This is a genomic window from Pseudomonas sp. FP818 (assembly GCF_030687335.1).
GTDB classification, from domain to species: domain Bacteria; phylum Pseudomonadota; class Gammaproteobacteria; order Pseudomonadales; family Pseudomonadaceae; genus Aquipseudomonas; species Aquipseudomonas shahriarae.
Map to the genome: position 1 here is coordinate 2,514,062 of NZ_CP117427.1, position 22,797 is coordinate 2,536,858.

Annotated in this window: 23 protein-coding genes and 4 pseudogenes; 17 read left to right on the forward strand and 10 right to left on the reverse strand. The window is 58.4% G+C overall.

The window, feature by feature from the left end:
- Window positions 1–43: 43 nt before the first annotated feature.
- Complete coding sequence (locus tag PSH80_RS11200; protein WP_289141935.1) at window positions 44–1,129, reverse strand: FAD-binding oxidoreductase; 1,086 nt, start codon at window positions 1,127–1,129, stop codon at window positions 44–46.
- 128 nt (window positions 1,130–1,257) lie between these two features.
- Complete coding sequence (locus PSH80_RS11205) at window positions 1,258–2,127, reverse strand: GyrI-like domain-containing protein (protein WP_305420231.1); 870 nt, start codon at window positions 2,125–2,127, stop codon at window positions 1,258–1,260.
- Window positions 2,128–2,469: 342 nt separating this feature from the next.
- On the opposite strand from PSH80_RS11205, the gene PSH80_RS11210 reads away from it, so the two are divergent.
- From PSH80_RS11210 to PSH80_RS11220, 3 genes are all read left to right on the forward strand, one after another.
- Window positions 2,470–3,447 carry a cache domain-containing protein gene (locus tag PSH80_RS11210; RefSeq protein WP_305420233.1) on the forward strand — a complete coding sequence of 326 codons (978 nt, stop codon included), beginning with the start codon at window positions 2,470–2,472 and terminating at the stop codon, window positions 3,445–3,447.
- A gap of 151 nt (window positions 3,448–3,598) precedes the next feature.
- On the forward strand, window positions 3,599–3,712 hold the full coding sequence (locus PSH80_RS11215) for a hypothetical protein (RefSeq protein WP_305420571.1): 114 nt from the start codon (window positions 3,599–3,601) through the stop codon (window positions 3,710–3,712).
- Between the two features lie 28 nt (window positions 3,713–3,740).
- Window positions 3,741–4,052, forward strand: coding sequence for a GGDEF domain-containing protein (locus tag PSH80_RS11220; protein ID WP_305420235.1), 312 nt, complete (start codon window positions 3,741–3,743; stop codon window positions 4,050–4,052).
- Window positions 4,053–4,140: 88 nt separating this feature from the next.
- Here PSH80_RS11220 and PSH80_RS11225 read toward each other — a convergent pair.
- The 3 genes and pseudogenes from PSH80_RS11225 to PSH80_RS11235 form a co-directional block, all read right to left on the reverse strand.
- Window positions 4,141–4,763, reverse strand: a pseudogene (locus tag PSH80_RS11225) (LysE family translocator).
- Window positions 4,764–4,815: 52 nt separating this feature from the next.
- On the reverse strand, window positions 4,816–5,343 hold the full coding sequence (locus tag PSH80_RS11230; protein WP_057959786.1) for an AAA family ATPase: 528 nt from the start codon (window positions 5,341–5,343) through the stop codon (window positions 4,816–4,818).
- A 35-nt stretch (window positions 5,344–5,378) separates the two neighbouring features.
- Entirely contained in the window at window positions 5,379–6,296 is a 918-nt protein-coding gene (locus PSH80_RS11235; RefSeq protein WP_169990569.1) for a LysR family transcriptional regulator, read from the reverse strand.
- 66 nt (window positions 6,297–6,362) lie between these two features.
- Here PSH80_RS11235 and PSH80_RS11240 point away from each other — a divergent pair, with 66 nt between their 5' ends.
- From PSH80_RS11240 to PSH80_RS11250, 3 genes are all read left to right on the forward strand, one after another.
- Entirely contained in the window at window positions 6,363–6,980 is a 618-nt protein-coding gene (locus PSH80_RS11240; protein WP_057445077.1) for a LysE family translocator, read from the forward strand.
- A gap of 164 nt (window positions 6,981–7,144) precedes the next feature.
- Window positions 7,145–7,810, forward strand: coding sequence for a TIGR02466 family protein (locus PSH80_RS11245; protein ID WP_128593615.1), 666 nt, complete (start codon window positions 7,145–7,147; stop codon window positions 7,808–7,810).
- 161 nt (window positions 7,811–7,971) lie between these two features.
- Window positions 7,972–9,066: an alkene reductase gene (locus PSH80_RS11250; protein WP_057959782.1), complete on the forward strand. Its 1,095-nt coding sequence runs from the start codon at window positions 7,972–7,974 to the stop codon at window positions 9,064–9,066.
- Window positions 9,067–9,112: 46 nt separating this feature from the next.
- Here PSH80_RS11250 and PSH80_RS11255 read toward each other — a convergent pair whose 3' ends face one another.
- A complete protein-coding gene (locus tag PSH80_RS11255) occupies window positions 9,113–9,997 on the reverse strand; it encodes a LysR family transcriptional regulator (protein ID WP_169990570.1) in 885 nt (294 codons plus the stop codon).
- A gap of 95 nt (window positions 9,998–10,092) precedes the next feature.
- Entirely contained in the window at window positions 10,093–11,157 is a 1,065-nt protein-coding gene (locus tag PSH80_RS11260) for an SDR family oxidoreductase (RefSeq protein WP_305420238.1), read from the reverse strand.
- 73 nt (window positions 11,158–11,230) lie between these two features.
- Here PSH80_RS11260 and PSH80_RS11265 point away from each other — a divergent pair, with 73 nt between their 5' ends.
- Complete coding sequence (locus tag PSH80_RS11265) at window positions 11,231–11,626, forward strand: MerR family transcriptional regulator (protein WP_057959779.1); 396 nt, start codon at window positions 11,231–11,233, stop codon at window positions 11,624–11,626.
- A gap of 202 nt (window positions 11,627–11,828) precedes the next feature.
- Complete coding sequence (locus tag PSH80_RS11270; RefSeq protein WP_057959778.1) at window positions 11,829–12,437, forward strand: LysE family translocator; 609 nt, start codon at window positions 11,829–11,831, stop codon at window positions 12,435–12,437.
- Window positions 12,438–12,464: 27 nt separating this feature from the next.
- On the opposite strand, the gene PSH80_RS11275 is transcribed toward PSH80_RS11270, so the two are convergent.
- Together PSH80_RS11275 and PSH80_RS11280 are read right to left on the reverse strand one after the other, a co-directional pair.
- Window positions 12,465–13,064: a hypothetical protein gene (locus PSH80_RS11275; RefSeq protein WP_233096897.1), complete on the reverse strand. Its 600-nt coding sequence runs from the start codon at window positions 13,062–13,064 to the stop codon at window positions 12,465–12,467.
- Window positions 13,051–13,194: a hypothetical protein gene (locus PSH80_RS11280; RefSeq protein ID WP_162947681.1), complete on the reverse strand. Its 144-nt coding sequence runs from the start codon at window positions 13,192–13,194 to the stop codon at window positions 13,051–13,053. The genes PSH80_RS11275 and PSH80_RS11280 overlap by 14 nt, the downstream gene beginning before the upstream one ends.
- A gap of 171 nt (window positions 13,195–13,365) precedes the next feature.
- On the opposite strand from PSH80_RS11280, the gene PSH80_RS11285 reads away from it, so the two are divergent.
- From PSH80_RS11285 to PSH80_RS11295, 3 genes are all read left to right on the forward strand, one after another.
- Window positions 13,366–14,040: a response regulator transcription factor gene (locus tag PSH80_RS11285; protein ID WP_057441969.1), complete on the forward strand. Its 675-nt coding sequence runs from the start codon at window positions 13,366–13,368 to the stop codon at window positions 14,038–14,040.
- Entirely contained in the window at window positions 14,033–15,352 is a 1,320-nt protein-coding gene (locus tag PSH80_RS11290) for a HAMP domain-containing sensor histidine kinase (RefSeq protein WP_120732785.1), read from the forward strand. Before PSH80_RS11285 ends, PSH80_RS11290 begins: the two co-directional genes overlap by 8 nt.
- A 117-nt stretch (window positions 15,353–15,469) precedes the next feature.
- Window positions 15,470–15,637 carry a hypothetical protein gene (locus PSH80_RS11295; RefSeq protein WP_164844858.1) on the forward strand — a complete coding sequence of 56 codons (168 nt, stop codon included), beginning with the start codon at window positions 15,470–15,472 and terminating at the stop codon, window positions 15,635–15,637.
- A 21-nt stretch (window positions 15,638–15,658) separates the two neighbouring features.
- Here the strand turns inward: PSH80_RS11295 and PSH80_RS11300 are convergent, their stop codons facing one another.
- Complete coding sequence (locus PSH80_RS11300; RefSeq protein ID WP_169990572.1) at window positions 15,659–16,174, reverse strand: hypothetical protein; 516 nt, start codon at window positions 16,172–16,174, stop codon at window positions 15,659–15,661.
- 272 nt (window positions 16,175–16,446) lie between these two features.
- Between PSH80_RS11300 and PSH80_RS11305 the strand changes: the two are divergent.
- The 6 genes and pseudogenes from PSH80_RS11305 to nagE form a co-directional block, all read left to right on the forward strand.
- A pseudogene (locus PSH80_RS11305) lies at window positions 16,447–16,659 on the forward strand (DUF4113 domain-containing protein); the annotation flags it as partial.
- Between the two features lie 397 nt (window positions 16,660–17,056).
- Window positions 17,057–17,179: pseudogene (locus PSH80_RS11310) on the forward strand (type VI secretion system contractile sheath small subunit); the annotation flags it as partial.
- Window positions 17,180–17,319: 140 nt separating this feature from the next.
- A pseudogene (locus tag PSH80_RS11315) lies at window positions 17,320–17,391 on the forward strand (hypothetical protein); the annotation flags it as partial.
- A gap of 44 nt (window positions 17,392–17,435) precedes the next feature.
- Window positions 17,436–18,458: an SIS domain-containing protein gene (locus tag PSH80_RS11320; protein ID WP_115127493.1), complete on the forward strand. Its 1,023-nt coding sequence runs from the start codon at window positions 17,436–17,438 to the stop codon at window positions 18,456–18,458.
- Between the two features lie 36 nt (window positions 18,459–18,494).
- Window positions 18,495–21,008, forward strand: a complete 2,514-nt coding sequence (gene ptsP, locus PSH80_RS11325; protein ID WP_305420246.1) for a phosphoenolpyruvate--protein phosphotransferase — start codon at window positions 18,495–18,497, stop codon at window positions 21,006–21,008.
- Between the two features lie 25 nt (window positions 21,009–21,033).
- Complete coding sequence (nagE, locus tag PSH80_RS11330; RefSeq protein ID WP_305420248.1) at window positions 21,034–22,740, forward strand: N-acetylglucosamine-specific PTS transporter subunit IIBC; 1,707 nt, start codon at window positions 21,034–21,036, stop codon at window positions 22,738–22,740.
- The last annotated feature ends 57 nt before the right edge of the window (window positions 22,741–22,797 follow it).

Here is a 22,797-nt window from a genome sequence, read left to right on the forward strand (position 1 = left end):
GGCATGGAAAGTTAGTGGCCATGGTGGTGTCAACCAGCACGGACTAAGGTTGAATGAACCTGTCAGGGCGGCAAGGGCCGAGGGCAGGGGCCAGAGTGGCGTCCATTATCTCTTCGCTGGCCAGACGGCCTACTATCGGGGCAAGGATAACGCCAGGGTGCATTGTGCAAACATATACACCGCTGACTGTGGGCAAGTAACCGACAATGGGAATGCCATCAGCGGGAAATGGTCTTAGCCCGACACATGCCAATTCCGGCTCAATGGAATCAGCCCCATGAAGTTCGTCCCGGATGGCCTGGGCTGTTCGTAGCGCAATCGCTTCTGCCTGGTTGTCCAGGGCATCACCCAGATAATCCTCTGCGGCTAGCAACGTCCCATCCTGTTCTTGTCTGACTTCCATTGCGGGGCTGGAAATTATGGTCTGCACCAGGTTGGCGGGTGCCTTGTAACGAATAAAAATGGCTGGAGATTCTTCTATAGGAAGAGAAACGTTAAGCATGTCGGTGAGTTTCTTGGTACCAATCCCCGCTGCGATTACAACGATATCGGCGTCAATTATTCCCGCTGTGGTTTCGAGCCCTGTAACTCGAGTATTCAGCATTCTAAATCCGAGAACCCGTGTATGGGTTAATACATTGGCCCCATGCGCTTTGGCGCCTGCAATCAAGGCGTGGGTTGCTCGTACCGCATCCAAGGCACCTGCTTGGGTTTCGTATAAGGCCTGTTCAGGGGGATGCTTGAGATTGGGTTCAATATCGACAATCTGGGGGCGGGACACTAAATGTTCTGCAGTTGTATTGCCTGCCCTTTGCAGCGTTTCATCCAGGTTCGTGCCGTAAGTTAGGGCACCTGTCCATCGAACGTTCAGGTCGGGTAATTCCATGTCGAGTCGACGAAACTCATTGATGACCAAGCTGCGCAGTTGCGCAATAGGGTCGAACCCGCTGTGAGAAACGTTGATCCATGCAAATGAGGTCCCCGTCACGCCGCACGCAATATCTCCGGCGTCTACCAACGTAACATCTGCACCTTTGCCTGCCAGGTGATAAGCCAGGGACGCGCCCACTATGCCCGCGCCTATGACGACGACTCGGCTTTGCTTACGATCCTCCACATCAACCTCCATTTTGTCGATCTGATTGCGAGAGCGTTGGGGGATATGTGAGTGAAAAGGGGCAGATTTACCTCTAAAAATACATCTGCCCCGATTTTCGCTCGCTACCGTCAACTCAAGGTCGAAGGCAGCTTATTCCCCTACTGCAGTGGAACATAAATATCTGTTTGCCATTGATCCATCGGTGTCTGGGGGTAGGCGCTCAGGTAATTGAAGAACAGCGGCTGGTCACGAAGTTCTTCTCCACTGGTGGGAAGCCAGTCGCGGTAAATCGGATAGATCGTTTCGCCAATATGATCCGGTGAGCCCGTATGGCGCACCACGACGCAGCGGCCGCCAGGAATGACGAGGGCGTGCACGCCAAACTCATTTGGCGCCACAGCCTCATGAATCTCACCGCAGATCGCAAAGCGGAACGCTTGTGGAGGTGTCGTATCGGGGTTGTTATAGGGAATGCCAAAGGTGCGACTCGATGCCTGCGGTGACTGTCCGCTGTGCATACGCCACTCGATGAACTTGCGTACGCTCTCGCTGACGAGCCCTGCTGGCCCGCGGTGCTCAAGCGCTGCTACCTTGACCTCAGGGAAATCTACGATCCTTACTTGCATGATGATAGTCCTGGAAAAGTGAGGGATTGCGAACACCGTATTCCAGACTTGCCAGTTCGGTTCCTTGCTGAACGCACTCGGCGTCATACCGATCGCCCGCTTGAACGCCCTGCAGAATGCCTCGGGACTTTCAAAGCCGGCGTCGAGTGCGGCGTCCAGTACCGAATGATCAGCGACGGCCGCCAGGCGATGTGCCGCACGGCGTAGGCGCATCAGTTGCACATATCGTGAGACCGGCACGCCAACGAACGCGGTGAACTGTCGGTGGAAGTGAAATGCCGAAAAGTTTGCTATACCGCTTAACGTCTTCACCGACAGGTCGCCTTCGAGATTGGCATCAATGTAGGCGAGCACGGCGTTGAAGCGTTGTGTGTAAGCAAAATGGGTCGGCATGTCAGACACTGGAAAAGCTCCTGGAAGTACGGTCGCCAGTAGAGTCCGCTATACCGACGTGAACGCGCCTAGCCGAGTTTGCTCAAGGCATGAGGCTTCTAGGTCGGTTGGCGATTGGCTCGAGGGCGACGCCTTCAATCGCCTCAACCACGGTGCTTAGTTGCTGGCAGGCCTGTTCATCAGGGACTAGCCGTTGGTGACTGGGGCTTTTGCATGAGACACTAACCATTGACGTTGCACCATTTAAGATCCTGCAGGTGTTGTCCAATAGCTAGAAGCACTCGGACGTGCATTCTCTACCCGATGGCTGAGACTTCAGCAAATTACACCTGCATATCCTTGGAACACCGAATGCCTTCTCAGCCGAAACCCAGACTGAACCTACGCATCGTACTGCTCACCTTTGCGCTGTTCAGTGCCGCAGTCACTCTTGCCAATACATTCTGGGTAATGTTCAAGATCCAAAAGCGAGAGCTCATTGAAAACGCGCTGGAAGGCAACCGAGCTTACGCTGCTCGTATCGCAGCAGCGGTAGAAGGGGTGTTGAGTTCTGATCTAGACCGCCTTGAATATGGCTCGGCCATCCTTTCAAAGAACTTCTCTGACCGCCAGCTGCTGGCTGTCGAGGCTCGACGGCTGCTTGAGCAAGACAACAGCTTCAACTCAGTGCTGATTGCCAACGCCGACGGCACTATCGTCGCATCTGCGCCAGAGCGGTTGCAGCTAAACGGCCAATCTCTTCAACGCCGTGAACCGCTCGAGCGGCGTAAGCCAATGGTCAGTAATGCATTTCACTCTATCACTGGCAATCTGGTGGTTTTCGTATCCCAGCCGGTCTTCGATGCAAGTGGGCAGTACCTCGGGCTGGTGGGCGGGACTCTCAGGTTGGAGCAGCAGAATACGCTTCAAGCGCTGATGGATTTGAACCGTCGACAAAATGGGGCATATGTCTATCTCGTAGACAGTCAGCGACGTGTGCTCTACCACCCTGACCCGCAACAAATCGGCAGGCTCATTGACCATGATCGGATTGTAGATGCTGCACTGAGTCAGGCTAATGGTTCACTCCAGGCGGTCGACCGGGATGGGAATGAAATGCTTGCGGGTTACGCGGGCATACCCAGCAGCCGTTGGGGCATTGTCTCGCAACAGCCAATGGCCGTTGTTCAGGAAACTTTGAGCGTTACCGCGCTGAAGGTGGCTAAAGGGATCGTGCCACTGGGCCTGCTGGGTTTGCTACTAATATGGTGGGCGGGGTCGAGAATCTCCAACCCGTTGTCCCGCTTGGCGGACAGCGCCGGACGCCTGGACGTGCCCGGAAAGCTATGAGCGCATCAGCGCCATCCCTGTGGACTACCTGGAAAGCTGGCAGTTACGTCGGGCACTTTTGCTTAGCGTGAGCCTACTGCAGGAAAAAATCGGCAGGCTCAACCACCAGGCTCAAAGTGATCCACTCACCGGGCTGGCAAACCGTCGCGCAATGCAAGACGCGCTCACGGTGTGGTTGGAGTCGAAGAAGACGATTGCTGTGATTTCCGTGGATATTGATCATTTCAAACGAGTGAACGATACCTTTTGGCCACGACGTAGGTGACGAGACGCTCAGATCGGTAGCAGGACTGATGAAACAGAACTCTCGGCCGAGCGATCTGCTTTGCCGTGTAGGGGGGGAGGAGTTCGTTTTGCTGCTTCCCGATAGCTCAATCGCTGCCGCTGTAGACATCGCAGAGCGTTTGCGACTCTCGATCGCATCCACCGCCCTGGAGACTGTTGGTCACATTACTGTCTCGCTGGGGGTTGCGCTCTGGCGATCCGGCGACTCGATGGGTGATGTGTTCCATAAGGCAGATCAATTGCTGTACCGCGCCAAGCAACAGGGGCGTAACCAGGTTGTGGCAGAGCAAGAATCCATTGCCATCGGGCCAGCGTCCTGACACAGGCACTCGCCCTAGTGTGCTAAACACAATGCGTTCGGGGCACTGGTGCAGTTGCTTCGAAAATAAAACGCTCCTGTTTTTAGGATCAGGTACGCCGCGCCATCAATAGAGCCGAGGCAGCCGCAGACAACAAACCGGCACAGCAACGATTAAAAATCTTCTTGCCGCGAGGCTGCGTAAACCAGCGGCGCATATGCAGCCCGATATAGGCATAGGCGCCAAATGGCGATCCACTCCAGTATCAGAAACAGCAATCCGAGCAATAGGAACTGAGCGCCAACGTCTGCCGTTGGGTCAACGAATTGAGGTAGGAACGCGGTAAAGATCAGGATGGCTTTGGGGTTGCCGGCAGCGACGAGGAACTCCTGCCTGGCCAGCCCCCACAACCCCGTCCCAGAGGTTTCTGATTCGGCTGCTGCTTGCGGTGCGGCGTTCCACAGCTGATACGCCAGGTAGAAAAGGTACGCCGCGCCGACTATTTTGATCCCCGTAGAAGATCAGCTCTGACGTTTGCAACACCACCGCCAGGCCCGCCGAAGCAAGTGCGATCATGATGGCGAATGCCAGCAAGCGCCCCACGCCTGCGATGCAGGCTGTGCGATATCCGTAGCGCGTTGCATTGCTGATGGACAGCAGGTTGTTGGGCCCCGGCGCCATATTCAGTGCAAAGCAGGCGGGCAGGAATAATGCGAGTGTTGCAACGTCCATATGCCTCTCCAGACCATTTTGCATAAATCCCACATTTACAGCCCTGTCGATGTCATTGCTCGCTAATCACACCTTCTCCCCTGGGCAGGAATTGGTTTGTGATCATCGACACCGCTTGCGCCGGCGAAGCCAGGGCAGTGTCTATGCAAAACGGGGCGGGGTCCCACGCTTCATATTCATGATTGAGTACCGACTGCCAGGTGGGTGGCGTCAGCCCCGGAATATCCACCCTCCGTGTTTCTACCCGTCGCTGATGTTCATTTTTATCAGAGCAAATCACTTGGATATTGACTAGCCGAACACCGGCCTTTGAGGCGGTTTCGCTCCAGGCTACTCGACTTTCGCTTACCGGGTTTACACAGTCGGCGATGACGGTGCGGCCTAGCAGGAGATTGCTCAGTGCAAGCTCATTAGCGACCACGTAACCACTGCGTCCCACGTCTTGGGCAAGCGTTCCGGAGTTTCGGATTGCTTGCTCAATGGTATCGATGCGCAGGTAGACGGCGCCTGTCGTCGCGGCGAGGTCCTTGGCGAGAGTGGTTTTTCCGGTGCCGGGAAGGCCGCTGAATACGATAAGCACTGTCTGTCCTTCGCTGGGTGAATGTTGCCTGGCATTTAGGATCGCTCCTGCAACCAGTTAAGTAACGCCATTTCCATGCTGCCTGGCTTGGGGGCTGCCGGCGATAGCAGGCAGTACCGCGAGCCATCTTCAACAAACCCCAATGGCGCGGCTAATACACCGCTTTCGATATCGTCGCGCACCAGGTGCCACGGACCAATGGCTACTCCAAGGCCTGCAACCGCTGCCTGGATGCTGAAGTAAAAGTGCTCAAAGGATTGCATTTCCATGGTCGGAGTGGGCAGGCCTTTTGCGTTGGCCCACTCTTGCCAAGCCGTAGGCCGGCTAGTCGTCTGTAGGCGCGGGGCCGAGGCGAGCAGGGATTTGCCGTTTTTACCAAACCACTCAGCTACTTTGTCTGGCCGGCATACAGGGCCGACCCTCTCTGGGAATAGTGTCTCGGCATGGTAGCCGGGAGGCCGTGGGAAATCGTCCCGCCGTATGGCCAGGTCGATGCCCTGGTTGAATGAGAAGGGGCCACCGCCGGCAACCAGGTGAATGTCCAGCCCTTGATGATGTGTTTGGAAGTCGCTCCAGCGAGGGATCAACCAACGCATCAGCAGCGTTGGCTCGCAGGATAAGACAAGCCGGCGCGCTCGACGGGCGTCGCTGCGTATCGCGCGCACGGCCTGGTTCATCAACCCGAGCCCTTCACTGACGGCTTTTGCCAGGCGTCTTCCGGGCTCCGTTAAAAACACCCTTCGGCTGCGTCGCTCGAACAGGTCAACGCCCAAATCCTCTTCCAGCAGGCGCACTGAGCGGCTAATGGCGCCGGGTGTCAGGTGCAGTTCGTCAGCCGCACGGGCGAAGTTTTCCAGGCGTGCGGCGGATTCGAAGCAGCGCAATGCAAGCAGGGAGGGCATGCGCGTCTCAGAAATCAGTGAGTTGTAGTCACTATTTTCTTCAGAAATCATCGTTATTACCCAAGCAGAGGATCTGCAAATATTGCCTTACACAACCAATAATTCAAAGGCTACAACATGGGCGAATGGATAGCAGTAATCACCATCACACTCCTTGCATGCATCAGTCCAGGGCCGGACTTCGCCATGGTGTCTCGTAACGGCTTGCTCCTGTCCCGGCGGGCAGGTGTGCTCACCGCTGTGGGAATCGGCCTGGGGGTGCTGGTTCATGTGGGCTACACGCTGCTCGGATTAGGGTTGGTGCTGCAACAGACTCCTTGGTTGTTCAATGCGTTGAAGCTGGCTGGAGCGGCATATCTGGTCTACTTGGGGATCAAGATGCTGCGTTCCCGGCCTGCGACTGAACAGCTGGACGCGCCACCTGCCGCGATGTCTGACCTGGAAGCGTTGCGTACCGGGTTTCTCACGAATGCGTTGAACCCCAAGACATCGATTTTTATCGTCAGTCTGTTTATGGGGGTAGTACGACCGGACACCGCGTTGACCGTGCAAATGGCCTATGGGCTATTTATCGCGGGGGCGCATGTGCTGTGGTTCAGCCTTATTGCGCTGTGCTTTTCCGCTGGGAGGGTGCGCGAAAAACTGATGGCTGCACGACAATGGATTGACCGGGCTTTTGGCGCCTTGCTGGTGAGCTTCGGGATACTGCTGGTAATCACTCAGTATTCAGCTTGAGTGTGTCGGTGGGGGCTTATATGGACTGAGGTTGAATTCGACTTTTCGGCAACTTGATAGGGTGTGGTTAACTAATGCCCAGTAAATTTTAACAAAGGTTTACAGCTGTTATTTAGTTCGTCCGGTAAGGTTTTTGCAACTAGCGCAACTTGGTCAGCATCGCAATGCACTCCAGTAATAACCCGCTAAACCCTGAACTGATAAACATCAGACGGCTGTTTGCAACTCCCCTGGCCAGTCTCCAGTACCCCGATGCAGAAAAACTCAATACAGAGCTGAAAACCCTGATCACTTGTCGCATGGCGGACGATCTGGGCGGCACGCAGCGCAGTAATGACGGCGGCTGGCAGTCGGCGAGCGACTTCCCGGAATGGGGCGGGCAGGCCTGCGATGCGTTGGTTGGCTTTGCCACCGAGTTCGCCACTCAACTGACGGCGGTGCATAGCGAGCAGTACGGCTTAACTGAGCCGAGTTTTGCATGGAAACTCAATGCCTGGGCAAACGTTAACCAGGCAGGGCACAGCAATGCGTTGCATGGCCACCCGGGGGCATTCTGGTCGGGGGTTTATTGGGTGGATGCCGGCGGGCGAGAGGAAGATCCGGCTGTTGGCGGTGACCTTGAGTTTATCGACCCCCGCGGGATGGTTGCATCGATCTACAATCCTGCGCTGCGCATGAGGGTGGAAGATTGTGTTACTGCTGGCTTTAGTACGACTTATGCCGCTACCAGTGGAACGTTCATTATGTTTCCGTCGTGGCTGATGCATTCCGTAAGACGTTTTGAAGGCGCGCGTCCGCGCATTTCTATTGCCTTTAATTTTGGCGCCTGAGTTGCCGACCGTCTTTTGATCATGCGGGCTTTGCGTCTGCCTACCATCGCATTATCCGGATTAACCGGAATATGTTTCCCGAACTGAGTCGATTATCAAGAAATCCCCTCGCAGATACGCTGTGGTCATTGGCACCACCGACTATCTACGAGGAGACACCGATGTCCACACTCTTTACCCCAGGCGTTGTTGGTCAACTGAGCACGCCCAACCGTGTCGTCATGGCGCCCATGACTCGCTCGCGCAGCACCCAGCCTGGCGATGTGCCGAACGCTATGAACGCGGTGTACTACGCGCAGCGGGCGTCGGCTGCGTTCATTGTGACTGAAGCCACGCAGATCTCGCCCCAGGGCAAGGGTTATTCATTCACCCCAGGGATTTACAGTGACGAACAGGTCGCCGGCTGGCGCCTGGTGACCGATGCGGTGCATGCCGCTGGCGGACGAATTTTCCTGCAGTTGTGGCATGTAGGGCGCATGTCGCACCCCGACTTCCACAATGGCGAATTACCGGTCGCGCCGTCTGCAATTGCGTTTGATGGCAGCATCTGGAAAGTAGATTCTGCGTCGGGTGTCGGCAGTATGGCCCCGTGCCCGACACCACGGGCACTGGAGCGCGCCGAAATCCACGCCATCGTCGACGATTATCGTAAGGCTGCGCGTAATGCCATGACGGCAGGTTTCGACGGTGTCGAAGTGCATGGGGCCAACGGCTACCTGATCGACCAGTTCCTGCGCACCACGTCGAACACGCGTACGGATGAGTACGGCGGATCGCGCGAGAACCGTCTGCGCTTTCTCAGGGAAGTCATGGATGCGGTAATTGATGAAGTGGGGGCCGATCGCACAGCCATCCGGGTTGCGCCGTTTCTTACGGCGCGTGGCATGGCTTGCCCGGACATTCTGCCGACGTTGCTGGAAGCGACCCGCTATTTGCAGGGCAAAAATATTGCGTATCTGCACCTGGTCGAAGCGGACTGGGATGATGCCCCCAAGTTTCCCGAAGACTTCCGCCAGGCCGTGCGCGAGCGCTTTCGTAATGCGATTGTGGTGGCCGGTAAGTACGACCTGGAACTTGCTGAGTGGGTCCTGGAAAAAGGCTACGCAGACTTTATCGCCTTTGGACGCAAGTTTGTGGCCAACCCGGATCTGCCACTGCGGCTGGAGAAGGGTTACCCGTTAGCCGGTCTGGAAGGCGCTGAGTTGTTTGGCGGTACCGAACGTGGTTACTCGGACTTTGCCGCCTGGGCTCAGTAGGGCTGAAAGCGGTAGGTCAGGTCCAAAGAATCTCCTTGGGGCGCGCTCAGGTCGCCAGCTTCAAGGAGATTTCGTCCATCAGCAGTTTGACCCGGCGCGGCATTGCGTGGCCGGAAGGGTAGACAATCTGCAAGTCCACGCCCGGCAGGGAGTAGGTCTCCAGCACCTCGACCAGTCGGCCGGCGTCCAAGTCATCACGTACATCGATGTAGGACTTGATACAGATGCCGTGGCCGGCCAGGCACCACTGGCGCACCTGATCGCCATCATTGGCAATACGCCTGCCCGACACCAGCACCTTGAACGTACGGCCAGCGGCGCGGAACTGCCATTCACGGTGGATGCTGCTGCCAAAGCGCATCAGGATGCACTGTTGCTGCGCCAGGTCCGATGGGTGTTGGGGCGTGCCATGGGCCTTGAGATAGGCGGGGGATGCACACACGACCCTACGGCCCTCGCTGAGTTTTCTGACGCGCAGGGTGCTGTCGGACAGGGCGCCATATCGAATGGCGAAATCAACCCCTTGCCCCGCGAGATCCAGGTAGCCATCGGTCAGGTTCAGGTCGAGGCTGACGTTGGGATGCTTCTGCAGAAAATCATCGAGGATGGGCACGATGCGGTTGCGGCCCAGGTCGACGGGAGCGCTCAGGCGTATCAGCCCCGAGATTCGTTCGGTGCCCAGTTTGATAGTGCTCTCGATGTCTTCAGCTTCTGCGAGCAGGCGCCGGGCGCCCTCCATCAGCGTCCGCCCTTCGTCCGTCAGGCTGATTGAGCGGGTCGTACGGGTCAGTAGTGTCGCGCCGTAGTGCCTTTCCAAGGCCCCGAGCCGCTCCGACACAGACGTGGGCGAAAGCCCGACCTCGCGGCCTGCCGCCGACAATCCGCCTTTCTCGACAATCAACAAAAACAGCGCGAGGTTCTCGAAGAGCATTATCCGGATTTCCCTGAATATGATTGTGCTTTGGGCTGGATTCTACGCCAGCACTCAACAGTGCTCATGTCATTTGTTGGGGGGCAAAACTTCCTTCAGTTCAGAAGTCCATGCCTGACGAATCGCGCAGTTTTCTCCAGCGTTAATGCCAAATCAGCATGCTTGAGCTGATATCGGCTTTCCAGCTTGCGGCTATGAGTCATGTCGAATCGCTCGGTGCGGATGAAGTTCAGGGATTCCGGGCTAGTGCCAAAGTGCTTAGCCACGCCCGGTATTTTCAGCAGCCATCTGAGTGGGCCCAGTGGTAGGTGGTGGCGGGGAGTCTGCACTTCCAGGGTGTGGGCGATGTGTGTGACCAGTCCTTGCAGATTGGGGCTGAGCTCGTCCAGTGCCAGGGCCTGCTGATTTGCCATTGCCGGGTCGAATGCCGCCGCGACCATCAACGCCACCAGGTAATCGACACTGACCAATGGCAGCCAGTGGCGGGTTGATCCAGGAATCGCCGTCAACTTGCCCGTCGCCAGGTTGCGAATCAGCTCTGCTACCGGCTGACCAGCCAGGATATGCCCGCTCTCGCTATGCCCGCAGACCGTTGCCGGGTGCACGATGGTGTAGTCGGCCCGTTGCGCCTGCATGTAGCGAATGACCGCAAAATGCGCTTCCAGCTTACTTGCCTCGTACCCACCCACACGCCTGTACACGGCGGGCCAATCGCTGTGTTCTGGACGTTGCTGATCAATGCCAATGCTGGTCAAGTGCGCGCTGTTTTGCAGCATGTAGCCTCCCACCATCAGCAGCCGACTGTGTTGGCTTGCCGATAACCGGGCAACCTCCAGAGCACCTTTGACGTTGACCGCGCGGGCTTGCTCCATAGACAGGCCCCAGGCGAACTGGGCGGCGACGTGGAATACCACGCGGGCTGAGGCAATACGCTGGCGGTCAGTCGCGCTCAGCCCCAGGTTCGGGTGATTGAGGTCGCCTTGAACGGCCTGAATGCGCGAGGGTTCTCCCCCCAGTAGACGCACCTGCTCCCTGAGCGATTCAAGGTTTGCGGCGTGGCGCATCAGCACCCAGGCCTCGTGCCCTGTAGCGCTCAGGTGGGCCAGCAAATGCTGCCCGATAAATCCGCTGCCGCCGGTGACAAAACATTGAGTACGCATGGCGCATTCCTTGGTTGGATAAGGTGCGCAGGCTAAACTGTGGAGCTACCTCTACAGTCAAGGAAAATTTACCGTGAAAGTCGCAGAGCTTGAGCGTAGGAGCGGCCTTGGGCGCCATACCTTGCGGTATTACGAGGCGCTGGGGCTGATCACCGTGCAGCGGGGAGCCAATAACTACCGCGTTTACAGTGAGCAGACGGCACTGGACCTGGCGTTTATTCAGATGGCGCAGAAGATGGGGTTTTCCCTGGCTGAAGTCGGCGAAATCCTCGAAGCCAAGCGGCAAAGTACGATTGACTGTGCCCAGGGCGCTGCGTTGGTGGCCGACAAAATGGCTGAGATTCAACTCAAGATCGGTCATCTCAAAACGTTGCATGGCTTTCTTGACGCCGAGCGTCTGCGGCTTGAGGCCAGTGCCATCGCGCTGGGGCAAACAGTCACCTATCGGCAGGTGCCAAGTCCGGTTTAAGCGTCAATTGTTTCGTATTTGCTGTCAGGCTTTGGCGAAGTTGTCATCGTGCTGGGGGCTGTGCCGCCATCGCAGCCTCGCCGGGCTCGACAGCTCCCACCCTTGATGAATTGTATCTCTCGATCTGCCCCTAGCTGTACGGGGCGAGGCGCGGCATAACCCTCTACTGTCAAGGCGACAATAATTCGCCGGATGACGCACCATGTTCATGTCCACCAGCTTGCTATCGGCCTTCGCGCTGTTTGCCTTCGTGTCTTCGATCACCCCTGGCCCCAATAACACCATGCTGTTGGCGTCGGGGGTGAACTTCGGTTTTCGCCGCTCGATTCCCCATGCCCTGGGGATCAGCGTGGGCTTTATGTTGTTGGTGATTTCGGTCGGCCTGGGCCTGGGGGAGGTGTTCAAGGCGTTGCCATGGGCGTACACCGCGTTGCGCTATATCGGGGCGGCTTACTTGCTGTACCTGGCGTGGAAGATAGCGACCTCCAGCGCAATGTCGGACGACACCGACGGCAAGCGCAAACCCATGACCTTTCTCGCCGCTGCGGTGTTCCAGTGGGTCAACCCCAAGGCCTGGGTCATGGCATTGGGCGCGATCACCACCTATACGCCGGCTGAAGGCTACTTCACTAACGTGCTGGTCATCGCCGTGGTGTTTGCCGTGGTCAACCTGCCGAGTGTGTGCGTGTGGGCGGGGTGTGGCACCGGCTTGCGCAATGTCCTGCGTGAGCCCCGCTGGTTGAAGCTGTTCAACGGGTCGATGGCGGGGCTGTTGGTGCTGTCGTTGTACCCGATGTTTTTTGCCGGCTAAAGAGTCCAGGCCTTTACGGGCCGGGGCTCAGACCGGTGAGATCGTGGCCAGCAGGCCAATGCCAACGGTCAGTGCCAGAAACCCTAAAAGAAAAAATGCCATCTTAGCCATGGGGCCTCCAAAAGGAAGAAGGGCGGCCGGGGAGTTCCTGCCGATGAGCCATTGTCCGGGTTGTGCACTGTTCGGTACAGATGCAGGTGTTAAAGAAAAAAGCATATCAGATGTGCCTGGCAGGCTGGCGTGCCGGGGTTTCGGCCGGGGCATGGAGGTGCTGATCAGACTGTTGGAGGTCATTCTGCGCAGGCCTTCAACGGCAGGCAGGATGTATTTGAGCCATTGCTCGCGGGGTGTGCCTGGTACGTCCTGCGGCTGATCAGTGCTCGTCGATTCAAGGTCATCGGCGGGGTAGCAGTCATCACTGCTGCGCCTGCCGTCGGGGTACACAATAAACCCCCCGCGCCCGTTGCCACATTGGTGCAGATACACCGGCGACAGTTCTCGCTGCTTATCAATGCGCGCATTCAAATGAACGATGTAGCTACCCATCGCAATCGACACACCCACAATCAGCCCCAGGCATATCAGCACCTGCCAGCTGTAACTGGCGCCTACGTTATCGGAACGCACTGGCGACACAGCACGCAGCTGCCTGCTCGAGATGCTCGCCCACCAGAAACCGGCTGCCGCCTCCCAGGTTGACCAATTGCCCGCGAGACGGCAGGACGCTGGCCATCAGGCCGAATAGAATCAAAGCCAACAGGACTCTTTTAACCATCGAGTAAAGGTTCATGACGGTGATGAGCTCAGGATAGGAAGAGCCCCAGCTTAGAGAGTGCCGGGTTAACGCGAGGTAAACATCCACGGGAAATCGCCCGACTTCCGTTATCCTTCAACCCTCTGCGCAACACCTGTCCGAGGGGACTTTTCCGTGCATATTCACCTGCTGCTGGTCGAGGACAACCTTGACCTGGCCACGACCATCATCGAGTACCTGGAAATCAGCGGCATGGTCTGCGACCACGTCACTAACGGCCAGGCCGGCCTTAACCTGGCACTCGACCAGCATTACGACGTGATTCTCCTGGACATCATGTTGCCGCGCCTGGACGGCCAGCAAGTGTGCGAACGGCTACGCCAGCAAGGCAGCCAGACGCCGATCCTGATGCTCACTTCACTGGACGCGCTCCCTGACAAGCTCGCCAGCTTTGCGGCGGGGGCCGACGACTATCTGGTCAAACCCTTCGAGCTGGCCGAACTGGTCGCCAGGATTCGCGCCCTGAGCGTGCGCCGCAGTGGCCAGACCAGCCGCCTGCAGGTGGACGACCTGGTCATGGAGCTGACCACCCGCAAAGTCAGCCGCGCCGGGCAGGAGCTGCATTTGTCACCCATTTGCTGGACCCTGCTGGAGTACCTGATGCGCGCCAGCCCTGAGCTCGTGCCCCGGGAGCGCCTGGAAACCACGATCTGGGGCGATGAACCACCGGACAGCAACACGCTTAAAGTCCATATGCACCGGCTGCGCAAGGCGGTAGACAAACCCTTTGACCGACCGCTGATCCACACCCTGCCTGGGGTCGGTGTTCAGGTGAAGCCCCATGCGTAACCGCCTGAGTCTGAAGTGGGTGATCAGTGGCAGCTTCCTGTTCCTGATTGCTGTGGTGTTACTGATCTACAGCCAACTGCTGCCGGTATACACCGTGCGTGGCCTGCTCTACACCGCCAGCGCGATGATGGAAGAAGAGGCTCAGTATTTCGTCAGGCATTACAAGAAGGATCCGACCACGCCACCGCCGCGCAACTACTTCTTCGAGGCCGTCATCGGCAAGGAAGCCTTGCCGGCGAGCGTGCGCCAACTGCTCGAGGCTCCGCCGAGCATGTCCTTCGGTGCCGTTCAGGTCTTCGGTGATACAGACTCCGATGATGACGATGCTGAGATCCGGGCAGTCCTCACCCAGCCCCTGGGTGACGGCAAGACCCTTTATATGTATGACATTGACCATGATCACGAAGAGGGCGGTGAGGTCGAGACGCCGCTGTCCGATGCCTACTTTGACCAGGTACTGCAGGGCGTCGTGTTTGTCAGCCTGGCGGTGTTCGTGCCGGCGCTGATTATCATCGCCCTGTTGGTCTGGTGGCTGGTGCGGCCGCTCGGACGCCTGGCCCAATGGTCCAGTACCCTGAACAACCCGGATGCCCGGGCCGGCGAGCGCCCGGATTTCAGCTTCAAGGAGTTCAATACCCTGGCCGATGCCCTGGCCCAGAGTGTTGAGCAAGTACAAGCTGCCAGCCAGCGTGAAGGCCGCCTGTTGCGCTACACCAGCCATGAACTGCGAACCCCATTGGCGGTGCTCAAGGCCAATATAGAACTGTTGACCCTGCAGGCCGGCGGTGTCTTGCCATCTTCCCTGCAGCGCATTGAGCGCTCGGTGTTGAACATGCAACTTATCGCCGAGACCTTGCTGTGGATGAGCCGCGAACGCCCCGAACCATTGCCTGAGGAAGATATAGACCTGAGCGCGTTGGTCGGCGAGCTGATTGACAAACATCGCTACCTGATCGGCAATCGGGATATCGAGCTGCTTGTCGACATCCACAGCGAACCCTGCCGACTACCCCCCACCGCGTGCCGCATCGTGATCGGTAACTTTCTGCGCAACGCCCTGCAATACGCGGAAGAGGGCCAGGTAGAAATCAGCTTCAACTACCCGCGCCTGGTAATTGCCAACCACATCAGGGAGGCCAAGCCGAGGGAGGAATCCAGCGATTATGGCTACGGCCTGGGGCTGCAGTTGATGCGTCAGTTATGTGCAAAATTGGGCTGGCAGATTGATGTAATTCTTGAGCAGCAGCGTTTTACCGTCGCTCTGGAGTTCACCAGCTTGCAGGGTGTTGGGGCTCCGGGAGGAGGAGGGTGAACAGTATTGGGTCGACAGGTGGCGTTTTGCGCAAACTGATTGTTGTACCCATGCTCGGTTTTTCGTGCAGTTTTCCTGTCATTGCGGGTGATGGCAGGCCGGTCAAAGTCTCGGCCTTTGGAGCTGCGTTTCATCTGCAACCTGAACCTGCAGAACAAGGCTGATGCCTGGTCGCTGCTGCGTGACATCTCGGCGATCTACCGGGGCATGACTGACTGGGCCCAGGGTCAGGTGTTCACCCTGTCGGATAGGGGAGGGGATAGTTTACAGCTCCCTAAAATATGAACCCTCTGCCTAAGAACGCCATTAAATTTTTGTGCCTATTATGACTATGCCGTTATGAGTACTGGTTTTGTAAACGCTTACCTGTCCAGTATTGTCGATAACGTTTGATCGGCATATTTTGATTTCCTTATTTAGTTCTGGCTCGAAGAATTCAATCCCACTACAGCTTCTTCTGCCGCCTGAGGTTTTTTTATAGGCAGTCGTGTAGCTGCTTTGAGTTCCAGTGGAAAGGTAGATTGAAAGTGAAAATGGAATGACCAGTATAAGCATGCATACTATAAGTGCGGCTATTGGAGTGCAGATAATGATTTTTATATTTTTGAGAGTGTTGCCTGGTGTGATGTTTGATTTAAATAATAACATGCCCAGCGAAGTGATGATTGCTAGTACTGATGAGGCGATAAGGAAGCTTTGTTGTAGATCTGGCTTGAAGAAGGTTCTGGAGTAAATATGGCTATGCCATGTAACAAGCAAGGAAGCAGAGAGCAGCGTTCCAAAAATCAAAGGCACCAGATAACGATACGAGTTCTTGTTCAAATTTGCTCCTTTGTCTTTATCTTGAGGTCGCCGAGTATAGGCAATATCAACACCTACGACCAAGGATTGATCGCGCTGCGGGCGTGCCAGGCGTATGTCAGGGCTTCAGAACCGGCCCTTTGTTCCTGACGTTGCCCACGACCTGCTTACCCTGGCGCAACACCCTCTGCTCGGCACGCTTCTTGAGCGTGACCGGGTCTAGCCTTTCCCGTGCGCCGGATACCGAGAAAATCAAATGAGCCGGCACGAGGACAGCCTGCCTCAATGACTGAGGCCAGTACACTGAAGATTTGTTTGCAGTGTCGCAACCTGTAAACGTGTCCAGGGTGATGAGCGTGCTGGATCAGATTAATGGTTGTTGGGGCCGGGGCTCGTTGCGTTCAGCCAGAGTGCCGGCGAATCCTGACGGGGCGATGCGGCGGGAGCTTATGAGTCAGAGCTATACGACAAGACTTGATCAGCTTTGGTCGGTGTCTTGTAGGTAGTTGAAGGTACCCGACGATCAGTAATTGCCTGCCAGTCAGTAACTGTTACCTATGTGCGTGAACTGATTTGTAACCCATGTGAGTGAGTCATACCCCTCCTACAAGTACGGAGCGGGTTCCGAATGTTAATCAGTTTGTTTGTAGGATAATTCCTAATTTTTGTTCTGAATGATCCCTGGCGCGCTGTGAAGGCTAGGTAATCACCATTTGAAATTATTCACCATGGTCTTGGCCGGGCAAAAGCGAGCAACGTGTAAGCGCTTTATGCCCTCTTTAGGAATGGAACTTATGTGTTATGGCGGGTGTGCTATTTGACGCGTCGGCTATATGCACTGGTTTCAGTATTGGTTTCGCTTCAGCACTTGCTGCTGCAAAAAAGCCTGGAGGGGAGGGGGGTATGGCTTCAAATAGTTTCCAAAATGAAGTGCCAAAGACTCGGATCAATATAACGCTAGACCTGCACGCCGGTAGTGCTCAGAAGAAAGTCGAATTGCCACTGAAACTAATGGTCATGGGTGATTAATGGTGAGGAATAGCGAAAAGTTAATCCTCACAAAACCAACTTTGACAGCGTCCTCCGTGGTGCGTGCCCCGCAGCACATCCAGGCAATCAACGCCTCAGATGAGTCCGCCAAGCTGGTGGGCTTCGCTCCCGGCACCGCCAGCATGCCCGACGGCGAATACAAGCTGGGCAGCCACACCGTGTCCAAATGCCTGGGCGGCGTGCGCCTGGACCGCTCCCTGCACCTCACCGACGATGGTCGAAGGAGAAACCATTGACTTCAAAAATGCTTGAAGAGGCCCTGTCCTCCTGTGAGGCCGTCGCGGCCCAACTGCAATGCCTCGACCCGCTGCTGGCCGAGGTCGCCGGCCGCCTGCGCCGCCAGCCGCCGCAAGTGGCGATGACCGTCGCCCGTGGCAGTTCGGACCACGCCGCCAGCTACTTCGCCTACCTGACCATGCAGCATGTGGGCGTTCCCGTGGCGTCGCTGCCGATGTCGGTGGTGACCCTGGCGCAGGCGCCGCTGAAAGTCAGCGGCCAGGCGGCCTTCGGCTTCTCTCAGTCGGGGCAGAGCCCGGACCTGGTCAACAGCCTGCGCCTGCTGCGCAAGCGCGGGGCCTTGAGTGTGTCGATGGTCAACGCCGAAGACTCGCCCCTGGAAGCCGCCTGCGAATTCCATGTGCCGCTGTGCGCCGGGCCCGAGCGTAGCGTGGCCGCGACCAAGAGTTTTATCGCCACCTTGAGCGCCAGCGCCCAGCTGGTCGGGCACTGGAACCAGGAAGACGGCCTGCTCGAAGCCTGCCACGCCCTGCCTGCCGGCCTGCGCGAAGCGGCGACCCAGGATTGGAGCCTGGCCATCGACGCCCTGCGCGACTGCCAGCGCCTGATGGTCATCGGCCGTGGCGCCGGGTTTGCCATCGCCCAGGAAGCCGCGCTCAAGCTCAAGGAAACCTCGGCGATCCAGGCCGAAGCCTTCAGCAGCGCCGAAGTGCGCCACGGGCCGATGGCCTTGATCGACGATAACTACCCGTTGCTGGTGTTCGCCCCACGCGGCGCCGAACAGCCGGGACTGCTGAGCCTGGCCACAGAAATGCGCCAGCGCGGGGCTCGGGTGCTGCTGGCCGCGCCCGACGATATCGCCGAACGCGACCTGACCCTCAGCCGCGCCGAACACCCGGCCCTGGACCCGATCCTGGCAATCCAGAGCTTCTACGTGATGGCCGCCGGCCTGGCGCAGGCCCGGGGCATGGACCCGGACCAGCCCCGCCACCTGAGCAAAGTCACTCGCACCCACTGAGTTGATTTCTGTCGTTTCCTGATGAGTACCGTGCCCATGCCCGACAATAATAATGACCTCACCCTCAGCGCCCCCCTCAGCGGGCCAGTGCTGACCCTGGGCAATGTGCCTGACGACGTGTTCGCCAGTGGCGCCATGGGCGACGGGATTGCCATCGACCCCCTCAACGATTGCCTGCATGCGCCGTGTGCCGGGGTCGTGATCCACGTTGCCCGTACCGGCCACGCCCTGACTATCCGCGCCGACAATGGCGCCGAGGTGCTGCTGCATGTGGGCATCGACACCGTCGAACTGCAAGGCGAAGGCTTTGCCTTGCTGGTCCAGCAAGGCGCACGGGTCAGCAATGGGCAGCCCCTGGTGCGCTTTGACCTGGATCGCATCGCCCGCCAGTGCAAAAGCCTGGTCAGCCTGATCATCCTCACTAACGGCGAGCAGTTCGAACTGCGCCCCGTGGCCGTGAACGCCGTCAAGGTCGGCGAAGCCCTGCTGCGCATCGTTGCGCGTCAGGCTGGCGTCGTGCAGCCTGTGATGGCCGACACCGCCGAGGCGCACGCCAGTGCCAGCGTGCGCATCACCCATCGCGGCGGCCTGCATGCGCGGCCCGCAGCGCTGATCCGCAAGACCGCCCAGGGTTTCAGCAGCCTGTCGCAGCTGCATTTCGCCGGCAAATCGGCGTCGTGCGCCAGCCTGATCGGCTTGATGGGGCTGGGCATTGGCGAAGGTGATGAAGTCCGTGTGAACTGTGTCGGAAAGGATGCCGACGCGGCGCTGCAGGCGTTGGTCGCGGCCTTATCCGTCGTCATTAAAGAAGAACACCACGCCCCGGCCATCGTCGCTCCACGCCGGGCAAACAGTGAAGCCGGTGTGCTGCAAGGTGTGTGTGCTGCGCCGGGACTGGTCTACGGGCCGTTGTTTCACCTGACCGGTATCGAACTGCCGGCCGACACCGGCAACCATTCCGCCGACGAACAACTGCAACGCCTGGACGCAGCGTTGGAGCAAGTGCGCAGCGAAATCCGCACGACACTGAAGCATGCCCGCCAGCGTAAGAGCGTCCAGGAAGAGGATATCTTCGCGGCGCATCTCGCCTTGCTGGAAGACCCAACACTGCTGGAGGCGGCTACCGGCGCCATCGAAAACGGCAGCGCCGCTACCCACGCCTGGCACGATGCGATCCAGGCGCAATGCGGGGTATTGCTGGCCTTGGGCAAGCCACTGTTCGCCGAGCGTTCAAATGATCTAAGGGATCTGCAACAACGCGTATTGCGAGCTTTGCAAGGTGAAGCCTGGCACTTCGGATTGCCTGCCGGCGCGATCGTCAGCGCCCACGAGTTGACGCCGTCTGACCTGCTGCAATTGAGTGCCCAGCAGGCTGCCGGCCTCTGCATGGCCGAAGGCGGTGCGACTTCCCATGTGGCGATTCTGGCTCGTGGCAAAGGCTTGCCGTGTGTGGTAGCGCTGGGCGCCGAAGTACTCGATGTTCCCCAAGGCCAATGGGTGGTACTCGACGCCGTCAACGGTCGCCTGGAACTGGAACCCACCGAAGCGCGCCGCGCCGAAGTGCACCAGATTCGCGACGCACAGAAGCTGCGTCGCCAACAGCAACAGGCCCAGGCCCAACAGCCGGCGAACACCATTGATGGCACGACCATCGAAGTGGCCGCCAACGTCGCCTCCAGCGCCGAAGCCCAGGTTGCTTTTGAAAGCGGCGCCGATGGTGTCGGCCTGCTGCGCACCGAATTCCTCTTCGTCGACCGCCGCACCGCGCCGGATGAGCAGGAACAGCGCCAGGCCTACCAAGCCGTGCTGGATGCCATGGGCGACAAGTCCGTGATTATCCGCACCATCGATGTGGGCGGCGATAAGCAGCTTGATTATCTGCCGCTGCCGATTGAAACCAACCCGGTGCTGGGCTTGCGCGGTATTCGCCTGGCTCAGGTCCGCCCTGAGGTGCTCGACCAGCAACTGTGTGCCCTGCTGCAGGTAAGCCCGCTGGCGCGTTGCCGCATCCTGCTGCCGATGGTCAGCGAAGTCGACGAGCTGCTGCACATCCGCCAGCGCTTCGATGAGCTGTGCGCAGAGCTGGAACTGACCCTGCGCCCCGAACTGGGAGTGATGATCGAAGTGCCCGCCGCTGCGTTGATGGCCGAGCAACTGGCCAGGCACGCGGACTTCCTGTCCATTGGCACCAATGACCTGTCCCAGTACACCCTGGCCATGGACCGCGACCACGCCGGCCTCGCCGCGCGGGTCGATGCGTTGCACCCGGCGCTGCTGCGCCTGATCGCCCAGACCTGCAGCGGCGCGGCTAAACACGGGCGTTGGGTCGGCGTGTGCGGAGCCCTCGCTTCCGACCCGCTGGCTACGCCGGTGCTGGTCGGTCTGGGCGTCAGCGAGCTGTCGGTGAGCCCGCCGCAGATCGGTGAAATCAAGGACCGCGTCCGCCACCTGGACGCGGCGCAATGCCGGCAACTGAGCCAAGGCCTGCTCGACCTGAGCAGTGCCAAAACCGTCCGCCAAGCCTGTCAACACCACTGGCCGCTGAGCTGATAACAACAACAAAAGGAGACATACCATGTATCAACATTTCATCGAAGGCCTGCAACGCCTGGGCCGGGCACTCATGCTGCCAATCGCTATCCTGCCGATCGCCGGCCTGCTGCTACGCCTGGGCGACACCGACCTGCTGAACATCGCGGTGATGCACGACGCCGGGCAGGCAATTTTCGCCAACCTCGCGCTGATCTTCGCCATCGGCATCGCCGTGGGGTTCGCCCGTGACAACAACGGCACGGCGGGTTTGGCCGGTGCGATTGGTTACCTGGTGATGGTCTCCACGCTCAAGGGGATGGACACCTCCATCAACATGGGCATGCTTGCGGGTATCGCCAGTGGCTTGATGGCAGGCGCGCTGTATAACCGCTTCAAGGACATCAAGTTGCCGGAGTACCTGGCGTTCTTTGGCGGGCGGCGGTTTGTGCCGATTATCACGGGGTTCAGCGCGATTGGACTGGGGGTGATCTTTGGTTTGATCTGGGCGCCGATCCAGCACGGTATCGACAGTTTCGGCGTGCTGCTGATGGAAAGCGGCAGCCTCGGCGCGTTTGTGTTTGGGGTGGTCAACCGCCTGCTGATCGTCACTGGCCTGCACCACATCCTCAACAATATGGCGTGGTTTGTGTTCGGCACCTTTACCGATCCGGTGACCGGCGCCGTGGTCACTGGCGACCTCGCTCGCTACTTCGCGGGCGACCCCAAAGGCGGCCAATTCATGACCGGCATGTTCCCGGTGATGCTGTTCGGCCTGCCCGCTGCGTGCTTGGCGATGTATCGGAATGCGCTGCCTGAACGCCGCAAAGTGATGGGCGGGATTTTCCTGTCGATGGCGCTGACCTCGTTCTTGACCGGAGTGACTGAGCCGGTTGAATTCGCGTTTATGTTCCTGGCGCCATTCCTGTATCTGATCCATGCGGTGCTGACTGGCCTGTCGATGGCTGTCACCAATATGCTGGATATCCACCTGGGCTTTACCTTCGCCGCAGGGGTTATCGACATGGTGCTGGGTTGGGGCAAGTCCAGCAATGGTTGGTTGGTGTTTCCTGTGGGGTTGGCTTACGCGGTGATCTACTACAGCGTGTTCAACTACTGCATTCGTCGGTTCAACCTGAAGACCCCTGGCCGTGAAGATATCCAGGTGGTACAGGCCCAAGCAATGAGTGATAGCCAGCGGGCCAGTGCCTATATCCGCGCCCTGGGCGGCGCCGACAACCTGCTCAGTGTCGGCGCCTGCACCACCCGTCTGCGCCTGGACATGGTCGACCGCAACAAGGCGGTGGACGCGGAGCTGAAAGCACTCGGCGCGATAGCTGTTGTGCGGCCAGGGAGCGGCGGGAGTTTGCAGGTGGTGGTCGGGCCGATGGCGGATTGCATTGCTGATGAAATTCGGTTGGCCATGCCTTCGTTTGTTGTCAGAGCACCTGTGACGGGTGCGCCCTTGGATAAGCCGATGGCGGTGGATGTGCAGGAAGCCGAGAAATGGCTGAGCGCGTTGGGTGGCAGGGGGAATGTGCGGCAGTTGGAAGCGGTGGCGATGACGCGGTTGCGGGTGGAGTTGGGGGATGAGTCGGGGTTGTCCGAAGCTGATCTCACTGCGCTGGGTTGCCAAGGTCTCAGCCAGCTGGAAAGCGGTGTTTGGCACTTGTTGATTGGTGACAAGGCCACAGGCTTGGGTGAGGCGCTTGAGTGCTTGGTCGGTGCTCAACAGACCGGGGCGGGCGCTTAAAGGGGTGGTATGCCCAAACCGCCGAAATTTCCGTCGGGCCTATAAATGCGTGTTTTG

Excerpts from the sequence above, each read along its gene's own strand:
- PSH80_RS11200 (WP_289141935.1), bottom strand. The coding sequence starts at position 1,129 with ATGGAGGTTGATGTGGAGGATCGTAAGCAAAGCCGAGTCGTCGTCATA.
- PSH80_RS11210 (WP_305420233.1), top strand. The coding sequence starts at position 2,470 with ATGCCTTCTCAGCCGAAACCCAGACTGAACCTACGCATCGTACTGCTC.
- PSH80_RS11215 (WP_305420571.1), top strand. The coding sequence starts at position 3,599 with ATGCAAGACGCGCTCACGGTGTGGTTGGAGTCGAAGAAGACGATTGCT.
- PSH80_RS11220 (WP_305420235.1), top strand. The coding sequence starts at position 3,741 with ATGAAACAGAACTCTCGGCCGAGCGATCTGCTTTGCCGTGTAGGGGGG.
- PSH80_RS11235 (WP_169990569.1), bottom strand. The coding sequence starts at position 6,296 with ATGATTTCTGAAGAAAATAGTGACTACAACTCACTGATTTCTGAGACG.
- PSH80_RS11240 (WP_057445077.1), top strand. The coding sequence starts at position 6,363 with ATGGGCGAATGGATAGCAGTAATCACCATCACACTCCTTGCATGCATC.
- PSH80_RS11245 (WP_128593615.1), top strand. The coding sequence starts at position 7,145 with ATGCACTCCAGTAATAACCCGCTAAACCCTGAACTGATAAACATCAGA.
- PSH80_RS11250 (WP_057959782.1), top strand. The coding sequence starts at position 7,972 with ATGTCCACACTCTTTACCCCAGGCGTTGTTGGTCAACTGAGCACGCCC.
- PSH80_RS11255 (WP_169990570.1), bottom strand. The coding sequence starts at position 9,997 with ATGCTCTTCGAGAACCTCGCGCTGTTTTTGTTGATTGTCGAGAAAGGC.
- PSH80_RS11260 (WP_305420238.1), bottom strand. The coding sequence starts at position 11,157 with ATGCGTACTCAATGTTTTGTCACCGGCGGCAGCGGATTTATCGGGCAG.
- PSH80_RS11270 (WP_057959778.1), top strand. The coding sequence starts at position 11,829 with ATGTTCATGTCCACCAGCTTGCTATCGGCCTTCGCGCTGTTTGCCTTC.
- PSH80_RS11290 (WP_120732785.1), top strand. The coding sequence starts at position 14,033 with ATGCGTAACCGCCTGAGTCTGAAGTGGGTGATCAGTGGCAGCTTCCTG.
- ptsP (WP_305420246.1), top strand. The coding sequence starts at position 18,495 with ATGCCCGACAATAATAATGACCTCACCCTCAGCGCCCCCCTCAGCGGG.
- nagE (WP_305420248.1), top strand. The coding sequence starts at position 21,034 with ATGTATCAACATTTCATCGAAGGCCTGCAACGCCTGGGCCGGGCACTC.